We start from the raw sequence: 21,393 nt of genomic DNA on the forward strand, positions 1-21,393 counted from the left end.
ATATTTGTATTATAGCATAAGCAAACTTGAGTGTGAAGTAGAGAAAAACCGCCGGCCGGAAACTGCGGATGCAGTCCGATCGGCGGTTTTCCCGTGCAATATGACAGATGTATTCGTCTCCGGCGGTTTTCCCCGGTTCTCAACGGTTGTTGATTGCGGTAATCAGTGCGTCAATGGATGCCCGGATAATATCCGGATCTACCGCGGCGCCCCATGCCTGTGTGCCGTCCGGCTTTGTAATTCCGACATAAGCGATCGCGTTCGAGCTCGAACTCTTGGAAAGCGCATGCTCCTGATATGTAGAGAGCTGATACTCGAAGCCGTATGCCTTCTTCAGCGCATTGCTGACCGCGTCAAGACGTCCGTTGCCTTCAGCCACGGTAACACGGTAATCTCCGCTTCCGTTCTTCGCATTGACGCTTGCCTCGATCTGTCCGTCATCCAACTGTCTGAAATGAACGCCGTGAACAGAAAGCGGCTCCTGAATATTTTCAAATTTTTCCTTGAAGAGGCTGAAGATCTCATCGGGCTGCAGCTCCTTGTGCAGATGATCGGAGAGATCCTTGGCCGCATATCCCATGGCCTCACGCATCTTCTTCGGGAGAATGAGGTCATAGTTCGTCTCAAGCACATATCCGACGCCGCCCTTTCCGGACTGGCTGTTGATACGGATGACATCCTTGTCGTAGCTTCTTCCGATATCGGTCGGATCGATCGGAAGATATGGAACGGTCCAGTGATCCGGATCCTTTTCCTCTCTCCAGTGCATACCCTTTGCAATCGCGTCCTGATGTGATCCGGAGAACGCGGCGAAGACCAGCTTTCCGCAGTACGGACTTCTCGGATTCACTTCCATTCCGGTGAATTCCTCATACTTCCGGCAGATCTCCGGCATGTTGTCGAAGTGCATCTTCGGATCGGTTCCCTGCATGTAGAGGTTCATCGCAAGAGTGATGATATCCACGTTTCCGGTTCTCTCTCCGTTTCCGAAAAGCGTGCCTTCCACGCGGTCCGCTCCGGCGAGAACTCCGAGCTCCGCGTCTGCCACTCCGCTTCCACGGTCATTGTGCGGATGAAGAGACAGCATTACATTCTCGCGGTATTTCAGGTTCTTGCTCATGTATTCCACCTGCTGCGCGTAGACGTGCGGCATGGAAAGCTCAACCGTACTCGGAAGATTAATGATCGCCTTCCTGTCAGCAGTCGGTTTCCACACGTCCAGAACTGCGTTGCAGACCTCAAGAGCATATTCCGGCTCGGTTCCGGTGAAGCTCTCCGGGCTGTACTCGAAGCGGTACTTCTCTCCCGCCTCCTCGGTCAGCTCCTTCAGAAGCCTTGCGCCATCGACAGCGATCTGCTTGATGTGCTCCTTATCCTTCTTGAACACCTGCTGTCTCTGTGCAAAAGAAGTAGAGTTGTAAACGTGAACAATCGCGTTTTTGCAGCCCTTCAGAGCCTCGAAGGTTCTCTTGATAATATGCTCCCTTGCCTGTGTCAGAACCTGCACGGTCACATCGTCAGGAATCAGATTCTCCTCAATCAGACGGCGGAGAAAAACGAACTCCGTCTCGGATGCGGCCGGGAATCCGACCTCAATCTCCTTGAATCCAACCTCGCAGAGCATCTTGAAGAACTCAATCTTCGTATCCAGATCCATCGGGATCACAAGAGCCTGGTTGCCGTCACGCAGATCGACGGAACACCAGAGCGGTGCCTTGTCGATGGCATCCTTCTTCACCCAGTCATTGCACTCAACCGGCGGCATATAATACTGTTTCTGATATTTTCTGTAATTCATCATAGCTGCGTTCCTCCTTATGCTTCAAGATTCTTCAAGGTTTTCCAAAAAGCTTCACAACATCTCCGGATATCCGGGTAAAACAGGAGAAAAGAAAAAGCCTCACGTCTCCTGTCATCTGCAAGAGACGTAAGGCTGTTAATCACCTGAAAACTAACAGGAACCCTGCGCGGTACCACTCTTCTTCACGGTTTCCCGTGCTCTCATCCGGATACATGCATATCCTCACCCCTGTAACGGTGGGCTTCCGTCTGCGTCTAATCTCAGAATAACTGATTTCGGGCAGCCACTCGGAGGGCAGTTCCAAAAGGATCTTCTGCTGCCTCACACCAACCGGCAGCTCTCTGGATTCCAATCACTGATGTACTATTCCTCGTCAACGTATTTAACTGTTTCCTACCATAACATCTTGCCCGGGAAAAGTCAACCGCGGAAAGCAGAACGAAAATGCAAAAAATCAGCCAATTTTTTTCATCTCATCAAACACATCGGTGATCTCCTTCTCCGGAGCCGGAGTCAGAAGACTGACGATTACATTCACGAGAATCGCAACGATGAATGCCGGGAGAAGCTCGTAGATATTCCATGCTCCGCCGATCGGACGAACCGCATATTTCCAGACGAATACCATGATGCCGCCGCTGATCATTCCGCAAAAGGCTCCGTACTTGTTCGACCGTCTCCAGAACAGGGCAAGCAGAACGATAGGGCCGAAGGTCGCGCCGAAGCCTGCCCATGCGAAGGACACAATGCCAAAGACAGAGCTGTTCGGATTCCAGGCGATTCCCACTCCAATCACGGCGATGATCGCGAGACTGAAACGGGCGATCATCATCAGTTTTTTCTCATCCAGATCCAGATGGAAAAACTCATGGATGATATTCTCGGATACGGACGAGGAAGCCGCGAGAAGCTGAGAATCAGAGGTGGACATGGTTGCGGCAAGAATTCCGGAAAGAACAATGCCCGCGAATACAGCCGCGATCACGCCGTGCTCACTCATAAGCGCGGATATCTTCACGATAATCGTCTCAGACGCGGATCCCTCCAGGAATGGAACGACGCCCGCCTTTGTCATGCCGAGGCCGACAATACCGATCAGAACAGCGATTCCCATGGAGATCACAACCCATACGGAGGCAACTCTTCTGGAAATCTTCAGCTTGCTGTCATCCTCAATCGCCATGAAGCGCAGCAGAATGTGAGGCATTCCGAAGTATCCGAGACCCCACGCAAGCGTCGAGATGATGGTCACGACGCCATAGGGGGAAGCCTTTCCTGCAGCCGCGTCATAGCTCTGCACCATGCTGAAATAGCCCGGAAGAGACTTCGCGTTTGCGATAACCGCGTCCATTCCTCCCGCCTGGCTGATGCCGAAGATCAGGATGATGATCAGAGCAACCGTCATGACAATGCTCTGAATCAGATCGGTCAGGCTGGCAGCAAGGAAACCGCCGGTCAGCGTATAGGAAATGATAACCGCTGCGCTGATCACCATCGCGATGTGATAATCTACCGAAAACAGGCTGGAAAAAAGCTTTCCGCACGCAGCAAAACCGGAGCCGGTGTACGGAATAAAGAAAATGATAATGATGCATGCCGCGATCATCATCAGCGCCCTGTGCTTATCCTTGTAGCGGTCTGAAAAGAAATCCGGAATCGTGATCGAACCCGTCCTGGCAGTGTAGCGCCGAATCCTTTTCGCGACGAGCAGCCAGTTGATATAGGTTCCCGCAGCAAGACCGATACAGGTCCACCCTACATCAGCCATACCGGACAGATAAGCCAGTCCCGGAAGTCCCATCAGAAGATAGGAGCTCATATCCGAGGCTTCCGCACTCATTGCGGTCACAATCGGCCCGAGCTTTCTGCCTCCGAGGTAAAAATCACTGATATTCTCATTCTGTTTTGCCACCACGAATCCAATCGCCAGCATACCGAGCAGGTACACGATCATGACGATCAGAATTCCAACCTGTGAACTTGTCATTTCTCTCCCTCATTTCTGTGTAAGATCCTGATACATGCACGAAAACCCGCCTGTTCCAAATCTTCCGGCAATGTTATTATTACAAATTCAGATACATAGCATGATATTTTCAAATGCATTGCTGAGAGTTTACCACATTCCAGTGGTAAACACAATATGCGCAAGCAGCTTTTCTCCAATTTCGATTTTCGAGGTTCCCTATTTATACTGGATTGGGGTTAGATGGGTCATATTGGGAAAGACCGGTCCGTTTCCGAGTCCGGTTAAGAAGAGTCTCATCACAGCACCGATAGTTTTTTTGATACCAGCAATATTATTATAGTTGCAAATATTGTGAGCTGTCCTATCATAAGGAGCTTCCAGCCAGAAACTTTCACAGAAAGCAGACCGGAGAAAAATCTGAATGTCTATGCCTTATTTTTTAACAAACTGTATCTTTCGTTATACAGACTAATATTTAAACAATTCTATTTCCACACATTCCGGGACATCGTACAGCATAGTCACTATCTTCTCATCGCCGTTCTGCCTCTGCCTGCATACCCATTTCCCATTTTTGAATGTTCCTGCTTCTTTTCTCAGGAAATCCGCCCTTTGATGATCCCCGGGTTTAGTATGGATGCAGACATTGCACATCATCCCCACGAGCAGGAAATTGTTTTCATCCAGCTCAAACACAGCCCCTGCTGCTGCCGGCATTCCATTCTGCTGCGGCAGATACCTGATCTCCATATCGTAAGATTTAAATCTCAGGTAACATCCCTGCTCTCCTTCCGACTTTTTCAGGAAACACTTCAGATGGGTTGTTCCCCTGTACTTAAGATACAGAGGTCTGATCTCATCAAGGAGCCGATATACTTCCCCCAGCGTCTCTTTCGTTCCTGTTATATCAAACGAAAGCGGGTCTATATTCAGCGCTTCCGTCACTTCCTTCGGGATCACGTCGAGCTCTTCCTGCCACAGGTCTTCAATCCCGAACGGAGCATAGCACAGGGCATGGCAGTTCAGGTAAGCATAGAGAGCGTAGGATGCCGTGACAGCGTCTTTTCGCACCTCCGGGATCACAAGGGGATTGTCCGGGCGGGTATACTTCTCCATGATTATCGGCACATAGGATACATAGATATCCGGACCGATCGTAAACAGTGACGGCGCCGCTGCTTTCCACACCCAGAGCATATCTTCCACAGGTCCTCCCGACGGGTAAGAGCCTGCATACCACGGGAACTGCTTCAACCATACATTGGCATAGCAGGGCAGAGGATACTCTTTCCTTCCGGCTGATGCAATCCGCTCCAGAGCAGTTGCAAAATACCATGCGGAGAAAATCTCTCCCGCATCTTCCCCGAATACTGCTGTCCAGTCTGCATTATCAGGAGGTGCTAAATAACATTCCTATAAGCCTTGCTGTTAAAAGTAATGTCCCATAAAACGGAATTCGTTCATCCAATAGACTCCCTAAAACAGGATCTTTGTCCGGGCAGCCAGGAGCCGGATACCGCTCACCAGAGCCGATATGCCGACAGCGATTGCAAAGGCTCCCGCCACGATATTCATGATCCCTGAATTTTTAACGGTATTGTATATTTGTTGTCCCATACTTTCATTTCTGCATTCTCTGAATTCTTCGGAGCATTCGAAGTAAATGTCCTGCCGCCGTCTCCATTTCTTCCCGGCTCACTCTTCCTTCCTCATATCCTTTTAGAATCTGGCGGATCACCGGAGGTCCGCCCGGCATAACAATATCATTCCCTGCAGCCACGGCATCCGCACCGTCCACCACGACGTCCATATCGCCCCAGTCTGTCACCACAGCCCCTTCAAATCCCCATTCTTTCCTGAGGATATAGGTGCAAAGATCCCTGCTTCCACCTGTAAAAGTTCCGTTGATCTTGTTAAAAGAGGTCATGATGCAGGCGATCTTCGCCTGCCGTACCAGCATTTCAAAGGGCTTCAGATACAGTTCCCGCGCTGCACGCTCCGTCAAGATGGAATCCACGGCGTCCACCTTTCTCCCGGCGTTTCCTCTTCGGAAGGTCTCCTGCTCATTGGCTGCAAAATGCTTCGGGCACACAATGACGCCCGGCTGCTCCTGCACACCCTGCGCCACTTCGCAAGCGCAGATTCCCGTCAGAAGGGGATCCTCGGAAAAATACTCAAAGTTCCTGCCGCACAGAGGATCCCGGTGGAGATTTACCGCCGGAGCAAGCCATACATTCACCTGCTGCTCTTTGCACTCTTCACCAACAGCTTTCCCGAACATCCGCCAAATCCTGCGGTCGAAAGAGCAGGCGATCAGCATCTCCGTGGGCCATGCGATCCCGCCGATCCCGGCCGGTCCGTCTTTATAGAAAGCGGACTCAATCCCTTTCCGCTCAATGGCCGGGGAAACGTATCCCGGATAGCCGGTGGGGTGGCTGTTGGTCGTCAGCGGATTCCCCGCCTCGTCAAAGATCGTGGACGGATCGCTCCGATCGCCCACCGCGGCAAAAGGAGTTCCCGGGCCGTAGCCCACACAGAGAGCGGAGAGTTCTTCAACGGAGAGATCTGAAAGTTTCTCTCTGCGCTCTGTCTCCGACAGCGGCATTTCCCTGTCAGCCGGATTCTCTCTTATCACATGGACTCCTTCCGATTTTGGGGAGAGACCTTCTGATCCTCCACAGACATCTTCCGCCGCGATATGAAGCACAGACTTTCCGCTCATCCTGTGAATATCCGCCGCTTCCCGCGCTTCGTTCGACTCTGCCCTCTGCCCTGCATTCTGTTCTGTGCTCTTTCCTGCCCTCTGTCCTTTCCGTGTCAAAAACTCCACTTTCCCTCTGTTGCATTCCGCGATTCCCAGACGGTTCGCACACTGTTCCACGAGGATTGTTTTATCCGCACAGATTTTACCTGCCGGAAAAGTATCTGCAGATGAGTTCCCCATCCGCAGGAGATATGCGCCCTCATTGATTACCCACGCTGCCCGCTTCTCATCATAGACAGCCAGCTCCCGCCACGGGATGAGAATCCGCAGAGTCTCTGTTCTGCCCGGAGCCAGCAGGGACGTCTTTTCAAATCCTTTCAGCTCCTGATACGGGCGCTCTATCGTATACACCTGCCCGTCTTCATTCTCCTGACCACATATGGACAGATAGAGCTGGACGACTTCCTTTCCCGCCCTGTCCCCGGTATTCCTTACTCTTGCAGTGACCTCTATTCCGTCAGCGGTCTTCTTCATCCCGGAAGTGCTGATCTCAAAAGAGGTATAGGTAAGGCCGAAGCCAAATGGGTAAAGGACAGGTTTCCCAAAGGTGTCAAAATACCGATAGCCTGCATAGATATCCTCCCAGTACAAAGTCACCGGGCTTTTCGCAAATCCCCTGCTCCCGTTTTCTTCCGCCGAAAGCCCGTATGTTTCGTAGTCCGCGATCTGATCCAGATGTTCTTTGTCCCATGAGAAATATTTTGCCGACGGGTAATCGTCATAATGCTCCGCCACGGTCACTGCCATTTTCCCCGAAGGGTTCACCTGTCCGGTCAGGATCTCCGCCAGTGCTGCTGCTCCTTCTTCTCCGGGGATTCCTAAAAAGATCAGGCTTTTGATCTCCGGATATTTCCCGATCCACGACAGATCGATCAGGCCGTTTACGTTGAGGATGACCGCTATGTTTGCAAAATGGGTGCACACCTCTTTCACCAGCTTTTCTTCTGTTTCTGTCAGGTAATAGTCTTCCGTGACATGCCGGTCGCACTCTTCTCCGCCGGAATTCCTGCCGATGACAAGCACCGCGGTATCTGTTTTCTCCGCCGCCTGATAGATCAGCGTTCCCGGCACTTCATACTCTTCAAGGGGCTGGCGGTATTTCCCGAAGATCTCGTACATGATTCCGCTGTTCACCATCTCGCTAACCTTTGTCCAGTCAAACTCGTCCTGTTTCGTCACCGGTTCTGTCTCTGATTTATATTGATAAAAACCTTTCAGCAGAGGCTCCGTGGTAAGTCCGCACTTCTCGCACTCTTCCAGGATCGTGCCGCAGCCCGCCACATTTGCGCCGCCGGACCCGTTCCCTGAATACAGCGTTCCGATCTGCGTTCTTCCGAAAAAGGCAACCATCTTCCCCTCTTCAAAGGGCAGAAGACGACCGTCATTTTTCAGCAGAACGATAGATTCCTCCGCAATCTTTCTCGCAATCAACTTTCTGTCCATGTCTGCTCCTTCTGGCCGCCGGCATCAGACCGGCGGACCTTCTCCAGTGTTTCTCCTGTCTTCTTCTACCTTGTCGCTTCCGTCTCGACTCCAGCGTAAAATGTCCGCTCCGCCCCATTGATCTGCCGGTCCTGCGTGATTCGGAATTCTCCTGTTAAACGGATATCTTCGGAAGAGCTTCCGATCTCCACATCAATATCTCCGCGCTCCACTTTCCAGCGCATTTCTCTGTCAAGGAACGCCGTCTGATCTGCTTTTACCGTAAATGTCACCCGGATCTTCTCTTTCGGCTCTATGTGGATCCGGCAGAATCCTGCAAGTTCTTTCACCGGTCTTGTCATGCTGGCGAAGCGGTCCCGCAGATAGAGCTGCACCACCTCGTCGCCTGCCCGGTCTCCGGCGTTTTCTACCGTACATCGGATCGTGACTTCCCCGTCCGGCTCCACTTCTGCTTTATTAATCTCCAGATCCCCATAAGAAAATCTGGTGTAGGACAGCCCGTGCCCGAAGCAGTATCTCGGCGTATGGGGCAGATCCACGTAGTTGACGAACCCGATGCTTTCCTGCTGATGCCATGCCGATCCGTTGGGATGGTTATAAAAGACCGGGATCTGTCCCGCGTTATATGCCACGGATACGGGCAGTTTTCCGCCAGGATTGTATACACCAAGCAGGACGTCTGCCACTGCCTGCGCCCCGGACTCCGCCGGGCTCCACGCCTCCACGATCGCATCCAGATACCGGTCCGCCATATCGCTGGAGATCGGCCTGCCGTCAAAGTGGACGCCGATCAGAAGCTTTCCATATGCCGCCGCTGCCCGGATAAACGCATCCTGGCATTCCGGCAGATTGATATTTGCAGCGTCCACGCCTTCTCCCATGGTCGCCATGGAACAGGTGCCGTGCTTTCCTCCCAGTGTCAGGATCACTACGTCGGCTTCCTCCACTGCTTTCAGTGCTTCCTTGAATCCGCTTTCGTCCGTTCCCGCCACCGGGTAACCATAAGCATACAGTATTTCCGTGTCCGGCATCCGCAGTTTCAGTTCTTCCAACAGACTTCTGCATCCCGGTTTCTGCAGACACAGGATATCATCGAAGAGCTTCGTCTCATCAGACTGGATCTGCGTCCCCGGCACATACTCCACCTTCTCCCCGTCAGGCAGCACCGCACTGCCGGATATCCCGGACTGACCTGGCTGTGCATCGCCTTTCACCGGTTCTGTATCCAGCCGTCCTGACTCCGGGCTGTCCTCCACTCCTGCGATGGAGCTTTTCACGGCATAGACCGACTCCATCATGCACAGATGGGTGTATCCCCCGAAGAACTTCCGTGCGCAGCCCGCATGGGGGCCGATGACAGCCAGCTTCCGTATCTTCCCTGACAGGGGAAGCACTCCGTTATTTTTCAGAAGGATCATGGACTCTCTTGCGGACTGCAGCGACAGTTCCTCCCCCTCTGACTTATCGAAGATTCTGTGCAGTTCTTCCCCATCCGCTGCAAAAGGATGCTCAAAGAGCCCCATACGGAATTTGGCTTCCAGCACCCGCAGCACCGTTCGGTCCAGAAGTTCCATATCCGCCTGTCCGCTGCGGAACATTTCCTTTAGTTCTTCTCCATAACCGGCGGCTTTCGGCATCTCCATGTCCATCCCCGCCTCCATGGCCAGCAGTCCGGTCTCTCCCAGAGTCTCCCCGATACGCTGCACTTCATGGGCATTGCTGATCCCGCCGTAATCGCTGACAGCCAGTCCGTCGAACCCCATCCTCTCCCGCAGAAGTTCTGTCAGAAGACGGTGGGAGACGGATGCAGGCTCTCCGTCGATGGAATTGTAGCAGGGCATGATGCCTTTTAACCCGGATTCCGTGATTGCAGCCTGGAACGGCTTCCCGTAGATTTCCTCCAGAAGCCGGGGCGGCGTATCGCTCTGGCTTCCGTGGATCCCGCCCTGGGAATTGTGGAATCCGAGGAAATGCTTCGCCACGCTCTCCGGCTTCCTGCCGCCCGCCTGTGTGGTTTGCACACCCCTTGTATATGCCGCTCCAAGGGCAGAGGCAAGAGCCGGGTCTTCCCCGTAAGTCTCCCCCTGTCTGCCCATTCTGGAATCCCGGGAAATGTCAAGCACCGGGGCAAGGATATGAGTGATCCCGCAGGCAGCCTCCTGCTCTGCCACGGTCCGCGCGATTTTCTCCTCCAGCTTGGGATCCCATCCGGAACCCCGGGCGATCCCTGACGGGAAGCTGGTGCTCTCCTGGATGAATCCGCCGCACAGTCCTTCCATATGAAAAATCGCCGGGATGTGGTGAGGGCTCTGCGCCATAACCGTCTCCTGCATCTTCCGCTGCCACGCCGCCGCTTCGTCCAGTGTGCGGATCCTCCGCATCTCCAACGTGCTCACCTGACCGGTCCCGTAAGGCATCTCTTCCGCCTGCTGTTCCTTATCGTCAAAACTGTCTCCAAAGGGGAAGATGCAAGTAAGCTGCGCCATCTTTTCCTCCAGCGTAAGCTCCGCCAAAAGCTCCCTTGCCCGCTCCGCCGGGCTTTTTGTCGTGTTTCTGTATCCTGTGACTCTGTATTCTCTCTCTCTGCTCATCTTTCTTCTACCTTCTGCTCATTCTCATTTTTCCGGCTTATCAATCTTCCGGCTGCCCGTTCAGCGCTTTTAGGACCGCCTCGTAGACCGAACGGATCTCCGGCTCGGAGCTGATGCCTTCTGAGAGTGTCATCCGTTTCGCATATTCGATCATTGGATTGTGCACAAGATCCGGCACCATCTGTTCCATCATTTCCATGCCAAGGGGCTCTGCCAGGATCTCTCCCAGCTTGCTGTCCATTGTAAACTTAAGTTTTCTCAGGCAAGTCGCTGTCTCATATTCATAGCTGTAAGTTCCCGAACCGAGTTCCAGCGCCTCTTCCTTTTCCGGCAGATACAGGACTGCCGTGGTGTTTGCCGGTATCTGCACTTCCACACGGATCTTTCCTTTCCGGCAGCTCCAGTAGGAGACGATTTTCCCGTAAGGGGATTCCAGTCCTGTGTGCGCCTCCTCGATTCCTTGTACGAACTTGGGTCTGATATAGAATCTGTGATATCCCGCTTCGATCTGGTTAATGCCGCCGATCTTCCGGTACATCCAGTCCCCGATGGCTCCGTTGGCATAGTGGTTCATGGAGTTTAATCCCGGATCCTGCATGGTCCCGTCAGGCAGAATCGCGTCCCATCTCTCCCAGAGCGTGGTTGCTCCTTTCCTGACCGCGTAGAGCCATGAAGGCAGGTCTTCTTTCATAAACAGGACGGATGCCGTATCATGGGCGCCGTTGTCCGAAAGGGCGTGGCACAGATAAGGCGTTCCCACGAATCCTGTCGTCAGATGGTTCTTGTGGTTCTCGATATTCGTGACCAGTGCTTTCGTGATCGTCTCCCTGTCTTTTTCCTTTGCAAGCCCGAAGTGCAGGGACAGAACGCACCCGGTCTGTGTCTCGCTGACGATGCGCCCCCTCGATGTATAATACTCCTCCCGGAATGACTTCAGCGTCTCATCTCTGAGTACTTCATAGTAGGCCGCTTCTCCCAGTTTTTTCAGCGTCCGGGCGGTCTTAGCTACCAGATCGGTCACATAGATATAGTAGGCGTTCGCCACCAGATAGACATCCGTGGCCCCCACGCTCTTATCGCCCATCTCCCGGTCAAGCGCCAGCCAGTCGCCGTACTGGTAACCGCTCATCCACAGTCCGTTCTCATTGACATGGTTATGGATGTAATCCACCCACTCGTGCATGCACTTCCAGTTTTCCTCTAATATCCGCACATCGCCGTAAGTCTGATAGACCACCCACGGGATGATGACTGCCGCATCGCTCCATGCAGCGGAGCTGTAAGTCCCCTGTATATCCGGCACGATATGAGGGACACCCTGTTCCAGGGAAGAGGCAGCTGATACGTCCCGCATCCACTTGGTAAAGAACAGCGCCGTCTCCCGGTTGAACGCCGCCGTCCAGGAAAACACCTGGGCGTCTCCCATCCATCCCAGCCGCTCGTCTCTCTGGGGGCAGTCGGAAGGAATGTCGAAGAAGTTATCTCTCAGGCTCCATGTAATATTGCTCTGGAGCTGATTGACTTTTTCATTGGAACAGTGGAAATCACCAGTCTTTCTCATATCCGAATGCATCGCGCAGGCGGTAAACATCTCCGGCTTCGGATCCTTGATGCCTGTCACAGCCGCATAGCGGAATCCGTGGAACGTAAAGTGAGGCATCAGCACCTGCTCTTCCCCGTTTAAAATATACGTATCCTCGGACTTTGCCGTGCGCAGGGTATCCGGATAGAATACGCCGTCTTTATCGAGAACTTCCGCATGACGGACCGTGATCTTCTGCCCCGCTTCTCCTTTGATCCGGATCTCCACCAGACCGGTCAGGTTCTGCCCGAAATCTACAAGGACGTTTCCCGCCGGATCCGTGAACACCCGCTTCGCTTCCAGCCGTTCCGTTACCCGCACCGGTTCGTTGACCTGGGGCGTCAGTACTACCGGGTCAAACTCCGACACAACCGATACGCTGCCTACCCGGATCTCCGGCGCATTCGTATCGATGGTCTCGCCGTTGTATATCTCGCTGTACCGGATCGGGCCTGTGCGCACCTGCCACGTTTCATCCGTCGCGATCACCTCACCTGTGCCGTCCTCATAGGTGACATGAAGCTCCGCCCACACAGCGGTTCGGTTGCCGTACCGATCCGGTTTGCAGTCGAAGCTTAAGATTCCCTTGTACCAGCCGTTCCCCACAGTCAGCTCCAGCAGGTTCTCCCCGGTATTGTTCCTCAGTTCTTCTGTCACATCATAAAACTGATACTGGAGGATCTTGTGGTAATCTGTCCAACCGGGAGCCATGTATGCGTCTCCCGCTTTCTTCCCGTTTACATACGCCTCATATACTCCATAGGCTGTCGCATAGAGATACGCTGACTTCACTGGCTTTTCCAACTCAAATCTGTGGAAAAAGACCGGACACGCCGTCTCTTCTTTCGGAAAATCGTGCGTGATCATCTCTGCCCGGAAATGTGCGATGTCAAAGATGCCTGTAGTAAAGACCGACTCTGCCTGCGCGCTGCTGCCGTGATTATCCGTGATCTGCAGGAATACCCGGTACTCCTTTTCTTCTTCAAGCTCCGGTCCGCCGTAGGGGACGAGAACGGACTGATCGCTTTCCACTTTCCCGCTGTCCCAGACGCAGCTTCCGCCGCAGTCCACAATGATCTGCCATGAAGTCTGAACCACATTCTTCTCACCCGATGCGATCTTCCACGAAAAGCGGGGGATCCTCACCGCAAGCCCTTTCGGCCCTTCTCTGTATTCGATCCTGAAATCGTAAATCTTCATTCTGTCATCCTCCTTTTACCGAAAAAGCCGGCGCTCCGGTCTCTCCGGAAGCGCCGGCTTACTTAGTCTGCTCTTTCTCTATAGGGCGGTCAGCCCGTTTCAAATATATCTCTTATTTTGCCTCGCTCTTTGCAGCCCTGCGCGCTGCGATCTCTTCTCTCATCTTCGGCAGCTTCTCTTCCAGGTCGAACTTCCGGAAGATCACAAACATGATCAGATTGATCGCCACCGGAAGATAGTTTGAAAATCCGTAGATGGAATAGGTCATGGATGTAGAAGCCACTTCCAGTGTGGCGTCATATGCGCCGATGGCAAGGAACCCGGACAGGATCGCCGCTCCCAGGCCGTTTCCAACTTTGCTTCCGAATCCGATGGCGCCGCCGGACATTGCCACCAGCTTCTTGTCATATTTCCACTCGTTGTAATCGATAGTCATGGAAGTCAGAACGCCATACAGGCTCATCATCGGAATCTGCACGAAGCTTCCCAGAAGACTTGTGACTACATAGACTGCAAAGTTTGTCGGTACAAAGCAGCGGATACCTGCAAATAATGCTGCTCCGAGAAGCCCGATGGAAATCGTTCTCTTGATCCCGAGCCCTGCAATGATCGGCTTGGAAAGCACGAATCCGACGACCGTTGCCAGCAATCCTACTGCGCCAATCAATCCAACAAGGTTATCATTGCCAAAGATCCATTTACAGTAATATGTACCGCCGGATGCTGAGATCCCGGTTGTGATACTCGTGATCAGATTGAACAGCAGGATGATCACCCAGTATTTGTTTTTCAGAAGCATTGTCATCGCTTCTTTAAACGGCACCGGCTCTTCCTCTTCCTCCGGCTGTCCGTCTGCCTTTTCTTCCTCATAATCACATGCGAACTTTGACTTCATGCCGTTGCAGCAGCATATCACGAACAGGACAAGCACGAGCACTGCCAACACTACGCCGTATTTGATCCATGCGGACTGTGTTCCGCCCAGCATATTTGTCACCGGGATCGTCAGGATGGAGATGAGCATTCCCGCACCGTAGTTAGCGATCGCACGGAACAGCCCGATGCTCCCCCTCTCGCTTAAGCTCCGTGTACGGACCGTCATGACCGCTGCAAACGGAGTTGCGATAAATGTATACAATCCGGCGGACAAGATCAGGTTTGTCACCAGTGCGTAGATCACGCCCGGGATCTGCCCTGCCTGGATCGGAACAGTGAACATCAGCAGAACGATAGCCGCAGCCGGTATGATCTGTGGGAGGATCCATCTAAAATACTTATGGTCTCCGCCCTTTGAATGATCGATCATATTTCCCGCGATGACGTCCGTAAATGCGTCGATCACTTTTGAAATTGCCAGTATAATGCCGACGCTTCCTACCGCCAGCCCTACTTTATCCGTATAAAAGTAGTTTAACTGTCCCACGATATTTGCCATCAGTCCCAGCGCCAGCTGGCCGCTGAAATCTGACAGATAATCTCTTTTGCGCATAACGCGCCTTGCCCCCTGATTGTCATACCGGGGTGCGTTCTTGTCTTTTGTCATCTTTCCTCTCCTCCTGTCTCCGATGCGTCCGCCGCACAATGCCTGTCCCCATCGCTGCCTGAATTCAGGGCGTGCCTTCGGAAAATTTATTATTCTCTGCGGACTTTTGATCTGTTCCGCTCTCTTTGGTCATTACTATATCTATTTACGTTTCAAAATTATTGCAAAATAATCCTCAGAATTGTAATTTCCATCATTCTTTAAAATATTTTCAATGCGGACGCCTGTATTCTTTTTTCCTTATCTCAGCAGGACTTCGATCTCATGTATCCTGCCGTCTCCATAGACCGGGAGTGTCTCCCTGTCGCATGGTTTCCCGTCCGCCAGGATCACCGGCTTCCCGTTTTCGATCCGTTCCGGGTTGCGGATCACGATATGGTAGTCCGATCCCCGGAAATGTCTCGTCACTTCCGCCTCTTCCCACTCTGCCGGGAAACAGGGCGAGATCCGAAGCCCCTCATAATCCCGCTTCACGCCCATTATGCCTTCATACAGTCCCATCAGGCACCATGCGGACGTCCCGGTAGTCCAGGACTGGTAGGATTTTCCGTAATATCCCGGATTGGTGGAATAGCAGTTGGTAAACACATAGGGCTCTGCTCCGGACCGCGCGGACGGGTTCTTCTCACTGTCCGGCATGATCTTCTTTAACGTCTCTATCGCTTTCGTTCCCCTGCCTGCGCAGCAGTCCATCAGGATCTTGAAGCCTGTGGCATGGCAATACACGCCGCCGTTCTCAAAGAGCCCCGGCAGCATACCGGACATCCGCCCCACATGAGGATCGTACTTCAGGTAAGGCGGAAGGTTCAGCGGGAACCCGAAATCCTGTTCCATACCGTCCACCGCTTCCAGAACTTTCGGCAGATTCTCTCCGTCCGCCACGCCGGCGAGCACCGCCCATGTCTGGGCGTTCAGGTAGATCCTGCTGCCCCGGCTCTCTTTGCTTCCTATATTTCCCTTCTCGCTCAAAGCCCTTGCATACCAGTTTCCGTCCCATGCATACTTGTTGATATCTGCTTTCAATTTACCATATTCTTCTCTCAGGGAACGGGCATATCCCTGATCCCCTGCATACTCCATCAGCCGTGCCAGCTCCCGCAGCGCCAGGCAGAACTGATGGGACAGCATCACAGACTCCGCCTCTGGATCATCCGTGACATTGAGCGCGTCGTTCCAGTCGGCAAAATAAATCTTCACCAGACCATGTTTTCCTTTATCGAGGATCAGACGGTCCACTGCCGCTTTTACATGTTCCAGCACGGACGCCCCGCCGCCGTCCTGCCACTCCACGCTTTCCGTAAGGAGCGAACAGTCGCCTGTCTCCTTGATCAGCTCGCACACTGCCCAGATGATCCAGAAGGGCTGGTCGGAGTAGCGCGTATCGTCATAGGGATACCATGTGAGCACACCGTGTCCGTCCCGGAACTGATGCCGCAGGCACTCCAGGATCTCTTCCTGCGCTTTCTCTTGACGGTAATTTAAAAGTCCCACCGCGATCTGCAGGTTGTCTCTCACGCCTTTCTTCCCGACGATACAGAAATCCGCCTGCTTTTTCACCCAGTTGTTCATGATGTGGTTGATCTTCTCATCCGGCGTCTTCACCGAGAGAGAGCGGATCTTCTCATAATTGTATGCTTCCGCCTCCCTCCACTCCTGTTCTGTGCTTTCCTTGTCCGCATACCGTTCCATCGTCCGGCAGGCTTCCTCGCAGGAGGCGCTGATCCCGAATACGACCCGGATCTCTTTTTCCTCTCCGGGCTTCAATGTGATCTTATGCTGCAGCACGCCGCCCAGGATAAACAGGGACGCCTCCGAATCTGTACAGTCTCTCCCCTGCATGACCACATCCGGTCTCTGGAACAGCGCGCAGGCGGATGCGTCCGGCAGCGTCAGCGTACTGGTCGTCCCGCAGAATTTCGTCAGATCCCCGTCCCATGCGTACACCAGTTCCGAAGAAGCCAGAAAGCCGTTGTACAGTCCGTGGGGTGCAAAGGGATGGGCGGAAGCGCAGTAGACGCCGTTTAACTTCCGGTCAAATCTTGTCTGCATGCAGCGGTACATTTCATAATATCTTGGATAGGAAAATCCCTCCAGATAGAAGCTGACTGCGGAAAATACGCTGAGATGCTTTTTTTCTTCCGCCGTATTTTTCAGTTTCAGCGTCCATACCTCGTGATGCCCTTTTTTAGGCACAAAGATCCGCCAGCTCCCCTCGACGCCGTTCTTCTTTGAGCGGATCAGGGAATGCCCGATGCTGTGGGTACAGCAGTAATCCTCCACCTCTGTATTCAGCGGCCCGGCACCGATGTTCCAGCACTCGTTGTTTTCATCGTCCCGCAGATAGACGTACCTGGCGTCATCCCGGTTGATCATGCACATCTCTGCCTTCTCGCTGAGATAATAACTGCGTCCGTGTCCCACCTGGGAAATCTGGGCGCAGTAGCGGTCCTCATTCCACAGGTAATTGTACCAGTACCGGGGCGTCCCCGGCTCATAGATCCGGCAGCTGTTCCCGTCTTCCGTGAACTCATACAGTTTTCTGTCCTCTGCCTGTTTCGTCTCAACACTCATCGTTTCTGTAACTCCCCTGTCTACTGTTTTTATGATCGGTGCTTTTCATAATCCCGGTTTTATAATTTCCGTTTTTTGATTGCTGCGCTTATCCCAGAACGATCCGATACTGGATCCCCGGTACGGAGCCGTCCAGTGCGAACCGGACTTCATCCCCGCACTTCTCCCCGTGAATTTCTGCGATCACTTCGCCTACCGGACTTAAGATCTCAAGCTTCGCTTCCTCTGCTTTTACACAGATGCAGCCCTCGAGCGTCTCAGCGTAGAGCTTTCCTTTGAATTCCACTGCGGCGAAGGAGATCCCCATCATCTCCGGACCCTGACCATATACAGTCTCATCCATGCCGGTAGTTCCCATTGCCGTCAGGATATACTCTTTCGCCCCGTCAAGCCGCACCTCATCTTTTGCGATCAGCGCGAGGGTGATCCTTTCATTTTCCGATTCCACGGTTATCCGGTCTGACAACCGGATCTTCCGTTCCGGCGCGCCGCTGAAGCAGCCGCAGTACGGCGTATGTACAGCAAACCGTGCATGATCCGGATCAAAGACGATCTCTTTTGTATCCGAGATCAGTTTCCCATTCACATATCCTGCGCCTTCCGGGAGAACGCCCCACTCTTTCATGGCACCGTCCATGATCTTCGCCAGGTTCCGGTAATCTCCGCCCTCCGACGTCTCTGCGATCTTGTCAAACACAAGCGCTTTCTCTCCCAGATGAACGCCCGGGCAGATCTCCCTCGTATCTTTCGCCGCTTTCTTCAGGCGGATTTCATCTTTATATCTGCGGAATGCGTCCCTGTATTCCGTCCATGCATAATATACGCCGTGCTCTGCATCAGAGAGATCCGCTCCGTTGAAGAATCCGGCATTTACCGCCACGTCCGCGTTTCCCTGATATCTGTCCCCGCCGTCCAGGAACACATTTCTCATAGAGGTGATGTACGGGAAAAATGTCATCGGCATGGAGTGGAACATGGGCAGCGACTTCAGGTCGTTCTGCGTATATACCACATCCACACAGTGCTCTGCCACGGACACCAGACCTTTCAAGAATACGGAAGCCATGAATCCCCACTGGCACACCACCGCCGGGTCATTGTATGCGTCAAATACATTCAGGATCTCGTCCGCCGGCTGGTCGTCCCATTTCTCAGAAGTATGGTGGTTGTACAGGATCAGGCCGTCCCAGTCGTTTAAGCAGGCGTATGCAATAGTCTGTACAAAGGCTGTGGAGTGGAAGGGATGCAGACCGTACTCGTTCCATTCGCTGAGCATGAACGGCTTCCCGTTCACCACAGCTACGGAGCCCAGGCTTAAAAGCGTGGTCGCCATAGAGCCGATTCCTTTCTGCATGGTCAGCGGATTCGCGGACACATACTCCGTCGGACCTGCCACCAGATAGGTATTGTTCTGGAAAGGGAGGAGCGGATGGTTGAAATAGCAGTTGTTCTCCATCAGATCCCCGTCCGTATGTCCGTATACGTCCGCCGCCCCGGCGATCAGGTTGCTGGTAACAATCGGTACTTTCGCCCCCAGTGAATGGATATAGTCTTTCATATCCTGATAGAATTTCCGGTTCATATAGATCCCGAATTCCATAAAGTCTGCATATCTCGCCGGACCTTCCGCCGCATCCCACTGCCCCTGCGGGTCGTTCACAGGCTGATAAAAGCTTCCCTCGATCCCCCGCACAGTTCCCTGCACCGGATCCTCTTCCTCGCTCAGGGCGCAGCATCCGTCATGAGTCCACGCCTCTTTGAGACGCTCCCTCGTGTAATATTTCATCAACAGGAACTCATTGAAGCGCTTCTGCACCTCTTCGCGGTAGGGTTTCATCTCCTCTCCCGCGTCGCCGCCCATATTTCCCTTGATCGCCGTGTCCTCGTTGTTGATCTGGATCGTCACCACCGCCGGGTCGTCGATCAGCGCCATGCCGGTATAGGGGTTCACATGACAGAGAAGCTCTTTTGCGTACTCTTTCTGCAGCTGGATCATACGCTCGTTGTACATGCAGTACCGCTTGATGCAGGACGGCGCGCCGCCAAGATAGTCCAGCCCGTCCGCCTCCTGAAATTCCCGCGCCACGATCAGGTCGATATGCAGATAGATTCCCTTCTCTTTCAGCTTCGCGGCAAAGTAGTCGAAGCGGTCAAGCCCCTCGGGGTTGAATCTCCTACTTGTGCCCGATGCATAGTCAAGAAGCGGAGCCTCCCTGCAGCTGCTCCAGCTTCCCGGCTCATCCCCCACCGGGGCGTCCGCCGCATGCAGGCGGATGATATTGACGCCCATGCTGGCAAAGCGCTCTGCCATCTTATCCGCCGTCTCGTGGTCCGGCGTGTTGGAACGTGCCGCCACGTTGAATCCTAAGAATCTCGCCCTTGTGCCGTCCTCAAAATAGAGATGTCCTTTCCTCGTCTCCACGAACCCGTGCTTTCCCGCCGGGGCGTCCAGAAGATGGGAATAATCGAGGATTCCCCGGTTCGGCTCCGCTTTGTGGATGCGTATGTGCTGTTTCATCGTATTTTCCTCCTGCCTGACAGCTATTATTAAGTTACAGTTCACACTGTAACTTCATTGACTGCATCTTAACATCAGACAGGTTTCAAATATTGCAATATTCTTTCTGAAATTGTAAGATAATGGATAAGAAAAAAGAAAAGGAAGAGATGCATTATGGAAATGGACTACATTGCCCTGTGCAGAAATTTTTTTTCAGCCACAAATATCCCGGTAGCTCTGACCAAAAATGATCATGCCATATACTCCTCTTTGAATGATATTCTCGGTACAACTCCTGTATATTACCGGGAACAGTTTCCTATGAATGAGGAGAACAATCCCTGCTTCTGTGGGGATTACCCGGATATCGAATACGGCCGCATCATGATCGAGGGCACCGGATATGACCTGATCCTCGGTCCCGTTTTCAGCGTTCCCGTCACGGATGAGATCATCCGTCAGGCTGTAAAAGGCGCTGCCATATCTCTGGAACAGCGCGAACAGTTTGTTGAAATGATATATGCAGTGCCGTGCCTCAGCCAGACGCAGTTTGCCCAGTATCTTGCGCTTCTGCACCAATGCCTCAACCACAAGACAGTCGATATGGGAAAGTTCTTCTCAGAGAATGACCTTGATATCAGAAGCCGGAAAGAGCAGCAGACCGGCCGTATGGCAAAGGATCAGGAAGAAGAAAACACGCACAATTCCTATTATTTCGAACTGGAATTATATCAGCTCGTCAAAGAGGGAAATACAGAAAAGCTGAAGAAATTCCTGAGCGCCACAAGACAGCCCTTAAAAGAGGGGAAAATGGCGGCTTCTCCCCTGCGCCATGCAAAGAATGTATTTATCTCCGTGGTGACAAAAGCCGGAATGATGGGTGCTATTCCCGGCGGCGTGGACGTGGAAAAGACCTATCAGCTCATGGATTACTACATACAGGAATGCGAACAGATGACCAAGATCGAACGGATCAATCAGCTTCAGTACGTTATGCTCATGGATTTCTGCCAGCGTTCTGGCGAGCATCACATCCCGGACGGCATCTCCCCCGACGTCTACAAGTGTATGACCTACATCCGGGAGCATACCAACGAATCCATTTCCGTCGAAGACGCCGCAGCCAGCGTCAACCGCAGCAGTTCCTATATGATGAAGCATTTTAAAAATGAGCTTGGAATCAATATGGGAGCATATATCATGAGATGCAAGCTGGAGGAAGCCAAGAGCCTCCTGACTTACAGCGAAAAAAGTCTGACCGAGATCAGCAACTTTCTCTGCTTCTCCAGCCAATCCTATTTTCAGAATGTATTTAAGAAACAATACGGGGTGACGCCGCTGCAGTACCGGAAACAGACGAAAGCAGGATCAGTCTGACTGTTCTCCCGCAGGCCGTGCGCCGCTTAATTCCAGTGCCATCCGGCAGATC

11 protein-coding genes are annotated in these 21,393 nt (G+C 52.9%); 1 reads left to right on the plus strand and 10 read right to left on the minus strand.

Annotated features, from left to right (window positions below; all coding sequences use genetic code 11):
* Positions 1 to 139: 139 nt before the first annotated feature.
* From ACTQZS_RS02900 to ACTQZS_RS02945, 10 genes are all read right to left on the minus strand, one after another.
* Entirely contained in the window at positions 140 to 1,801 is a 1,662-nt protein-coding gene (locus ACTQZS_RS02900) for a 2-isopropylmalate synthase (RefSeq protein WP_441474503.1), read from the minus strand.
* 454 nt (positions 1,802 to 2,255) lie between these two features.
* On the minus strand, positions 2,256 to 3,788 hold the full coding sequence (locus ACTQZS_RS02905; protein WP_441474504.1) for a sodium/proline symporter: 1,533 nt from the start codon (positions 3,786 to 3,788) through the stop codon (positions 2,256 to 2,258).
* Positions 3,789 to 4,238: 450 nt separating this feature from the next.
* Complete coding sequence (locus ACTQZS_RS02910; protein WP_441474558.1) at positions 4,239 to 4,967, minus strand: DUF5597 domain-containing protein; 729 nt, start codon at positions 4,965 to 4,967, stop codon at positions 4,239 to 4,241.
* 279 nt (positions 4,968 to 5,246) lie between these two features.
* Complete coding sequence (locus ACTQZS_RS02915; protein WP_441474505.1) at positions 5,247 to 5,387, minus strand: hypothetical protein; 141 nt, start codon at positions 5,385 to 5,387, stop codon at positions 5,247 to 5,249.
* Positions 5,388 to 5,391: 4 nt separating this feature from the next.
* A complete protein-coding gene (locus ACTQZS_RS02920; RefSeq protein WP_441474506.1) occupies positions 5,392 to 7,977 on the minus strand; it encodes a glycoside hydrolase family 3 protein in 2,586 nt (861 codons plus the stop codon).
* A 65-nt stretch (positions 7,978 to 8,042) separates the two neighbouring features.
* Entirely contained in the window at positions 8,043 to 10,568 is a 2,526-nt protein-coding gene (locus tag ACTQZS_RS02925; protein ID WP_441474507.1) for a glycoside hydrolase family 3 N-terminal domain-containing protein, read from the minus strand.
* A gap of 40 nt (positions 10,569 to 10,608) precedes the next feature.
* Positions 10,609 to 13,350 (minus strand): family 78 glycoside hydrolase catalytic domain, encoded by a 2,742-nt coding sequence (locus tag ACTQZS_RS02930; RefSeq protein WP_441474508.1) that lies wholly within the window; start codon positions 13,348 to 13,350, stop codon positions 10,609 to 10,611.
* Positions 13,351 to 13,462: 112 nt separating this feature from the next.
* Entirely contained in the window at positions 13,463 to 14,893 is a 1,431-nt protein-coding gene (locus tag ACTQZS_RS02935) for an MFS transporter (protein WP_441474509.1), read from the minus strand.
* 240 nt (positions 14,894 to 15,133) lie between these two features.
* A complete protein-coding gene (locus tag ACTQZS_RS02940; RefSeq protein WP_441474510.1) occupies positions 15,134 to 17,464 on the minus strand; it encodes a GH36-type glycosyl hydrolase domain-containing protein in 2,331 nt (776 codons plus the stop codon).
* 88 nt (positions 17,465 to 17,552) lie between these two features.
* The gene (locus ACTQZS_RS02945) at positions 17,553 to 19,982 is read right to left on the minus strand and encodes a hypothetical protein (protein WP_441474511.1); all 2,430 of its coding nucleotides are present in this window, start codon (positions 19,980 to 19,982) and stop codon (positions 17,553 to 17,555) included.
* A gap of 156 nt (positions 19,983 to 20,138) precedes the next feature.
* On the opposite strand from ACTQZS_RS02945, the gene ACTQZS_RS02950 reads away from it, so the two are divergent.
* Complete coding sequence (locus ACTQZS_RS02950; RefSeq protein WP_441474512.1) at positions 20,139 to 21,341, plus strand: helix-turn-helix domain-containing protein; 1,203 nt, start codon at positions 20,139 to 20,141, stop codon at positions 21,339 to 21,341.
* Positions 21,342 to 21,393 lie beyond the last annotated feature (52 nt).

Source organism: Bilifractor sp. LCP19S3_H10 (genome assembly GCF_052119185.1).
In the GTDB taxonomy this organism is placed as follows: domain Bacteria; phylum Bacillota; class Clostridia; order Lachnospirales; family Lachnospiraceae; genus Bilifractor.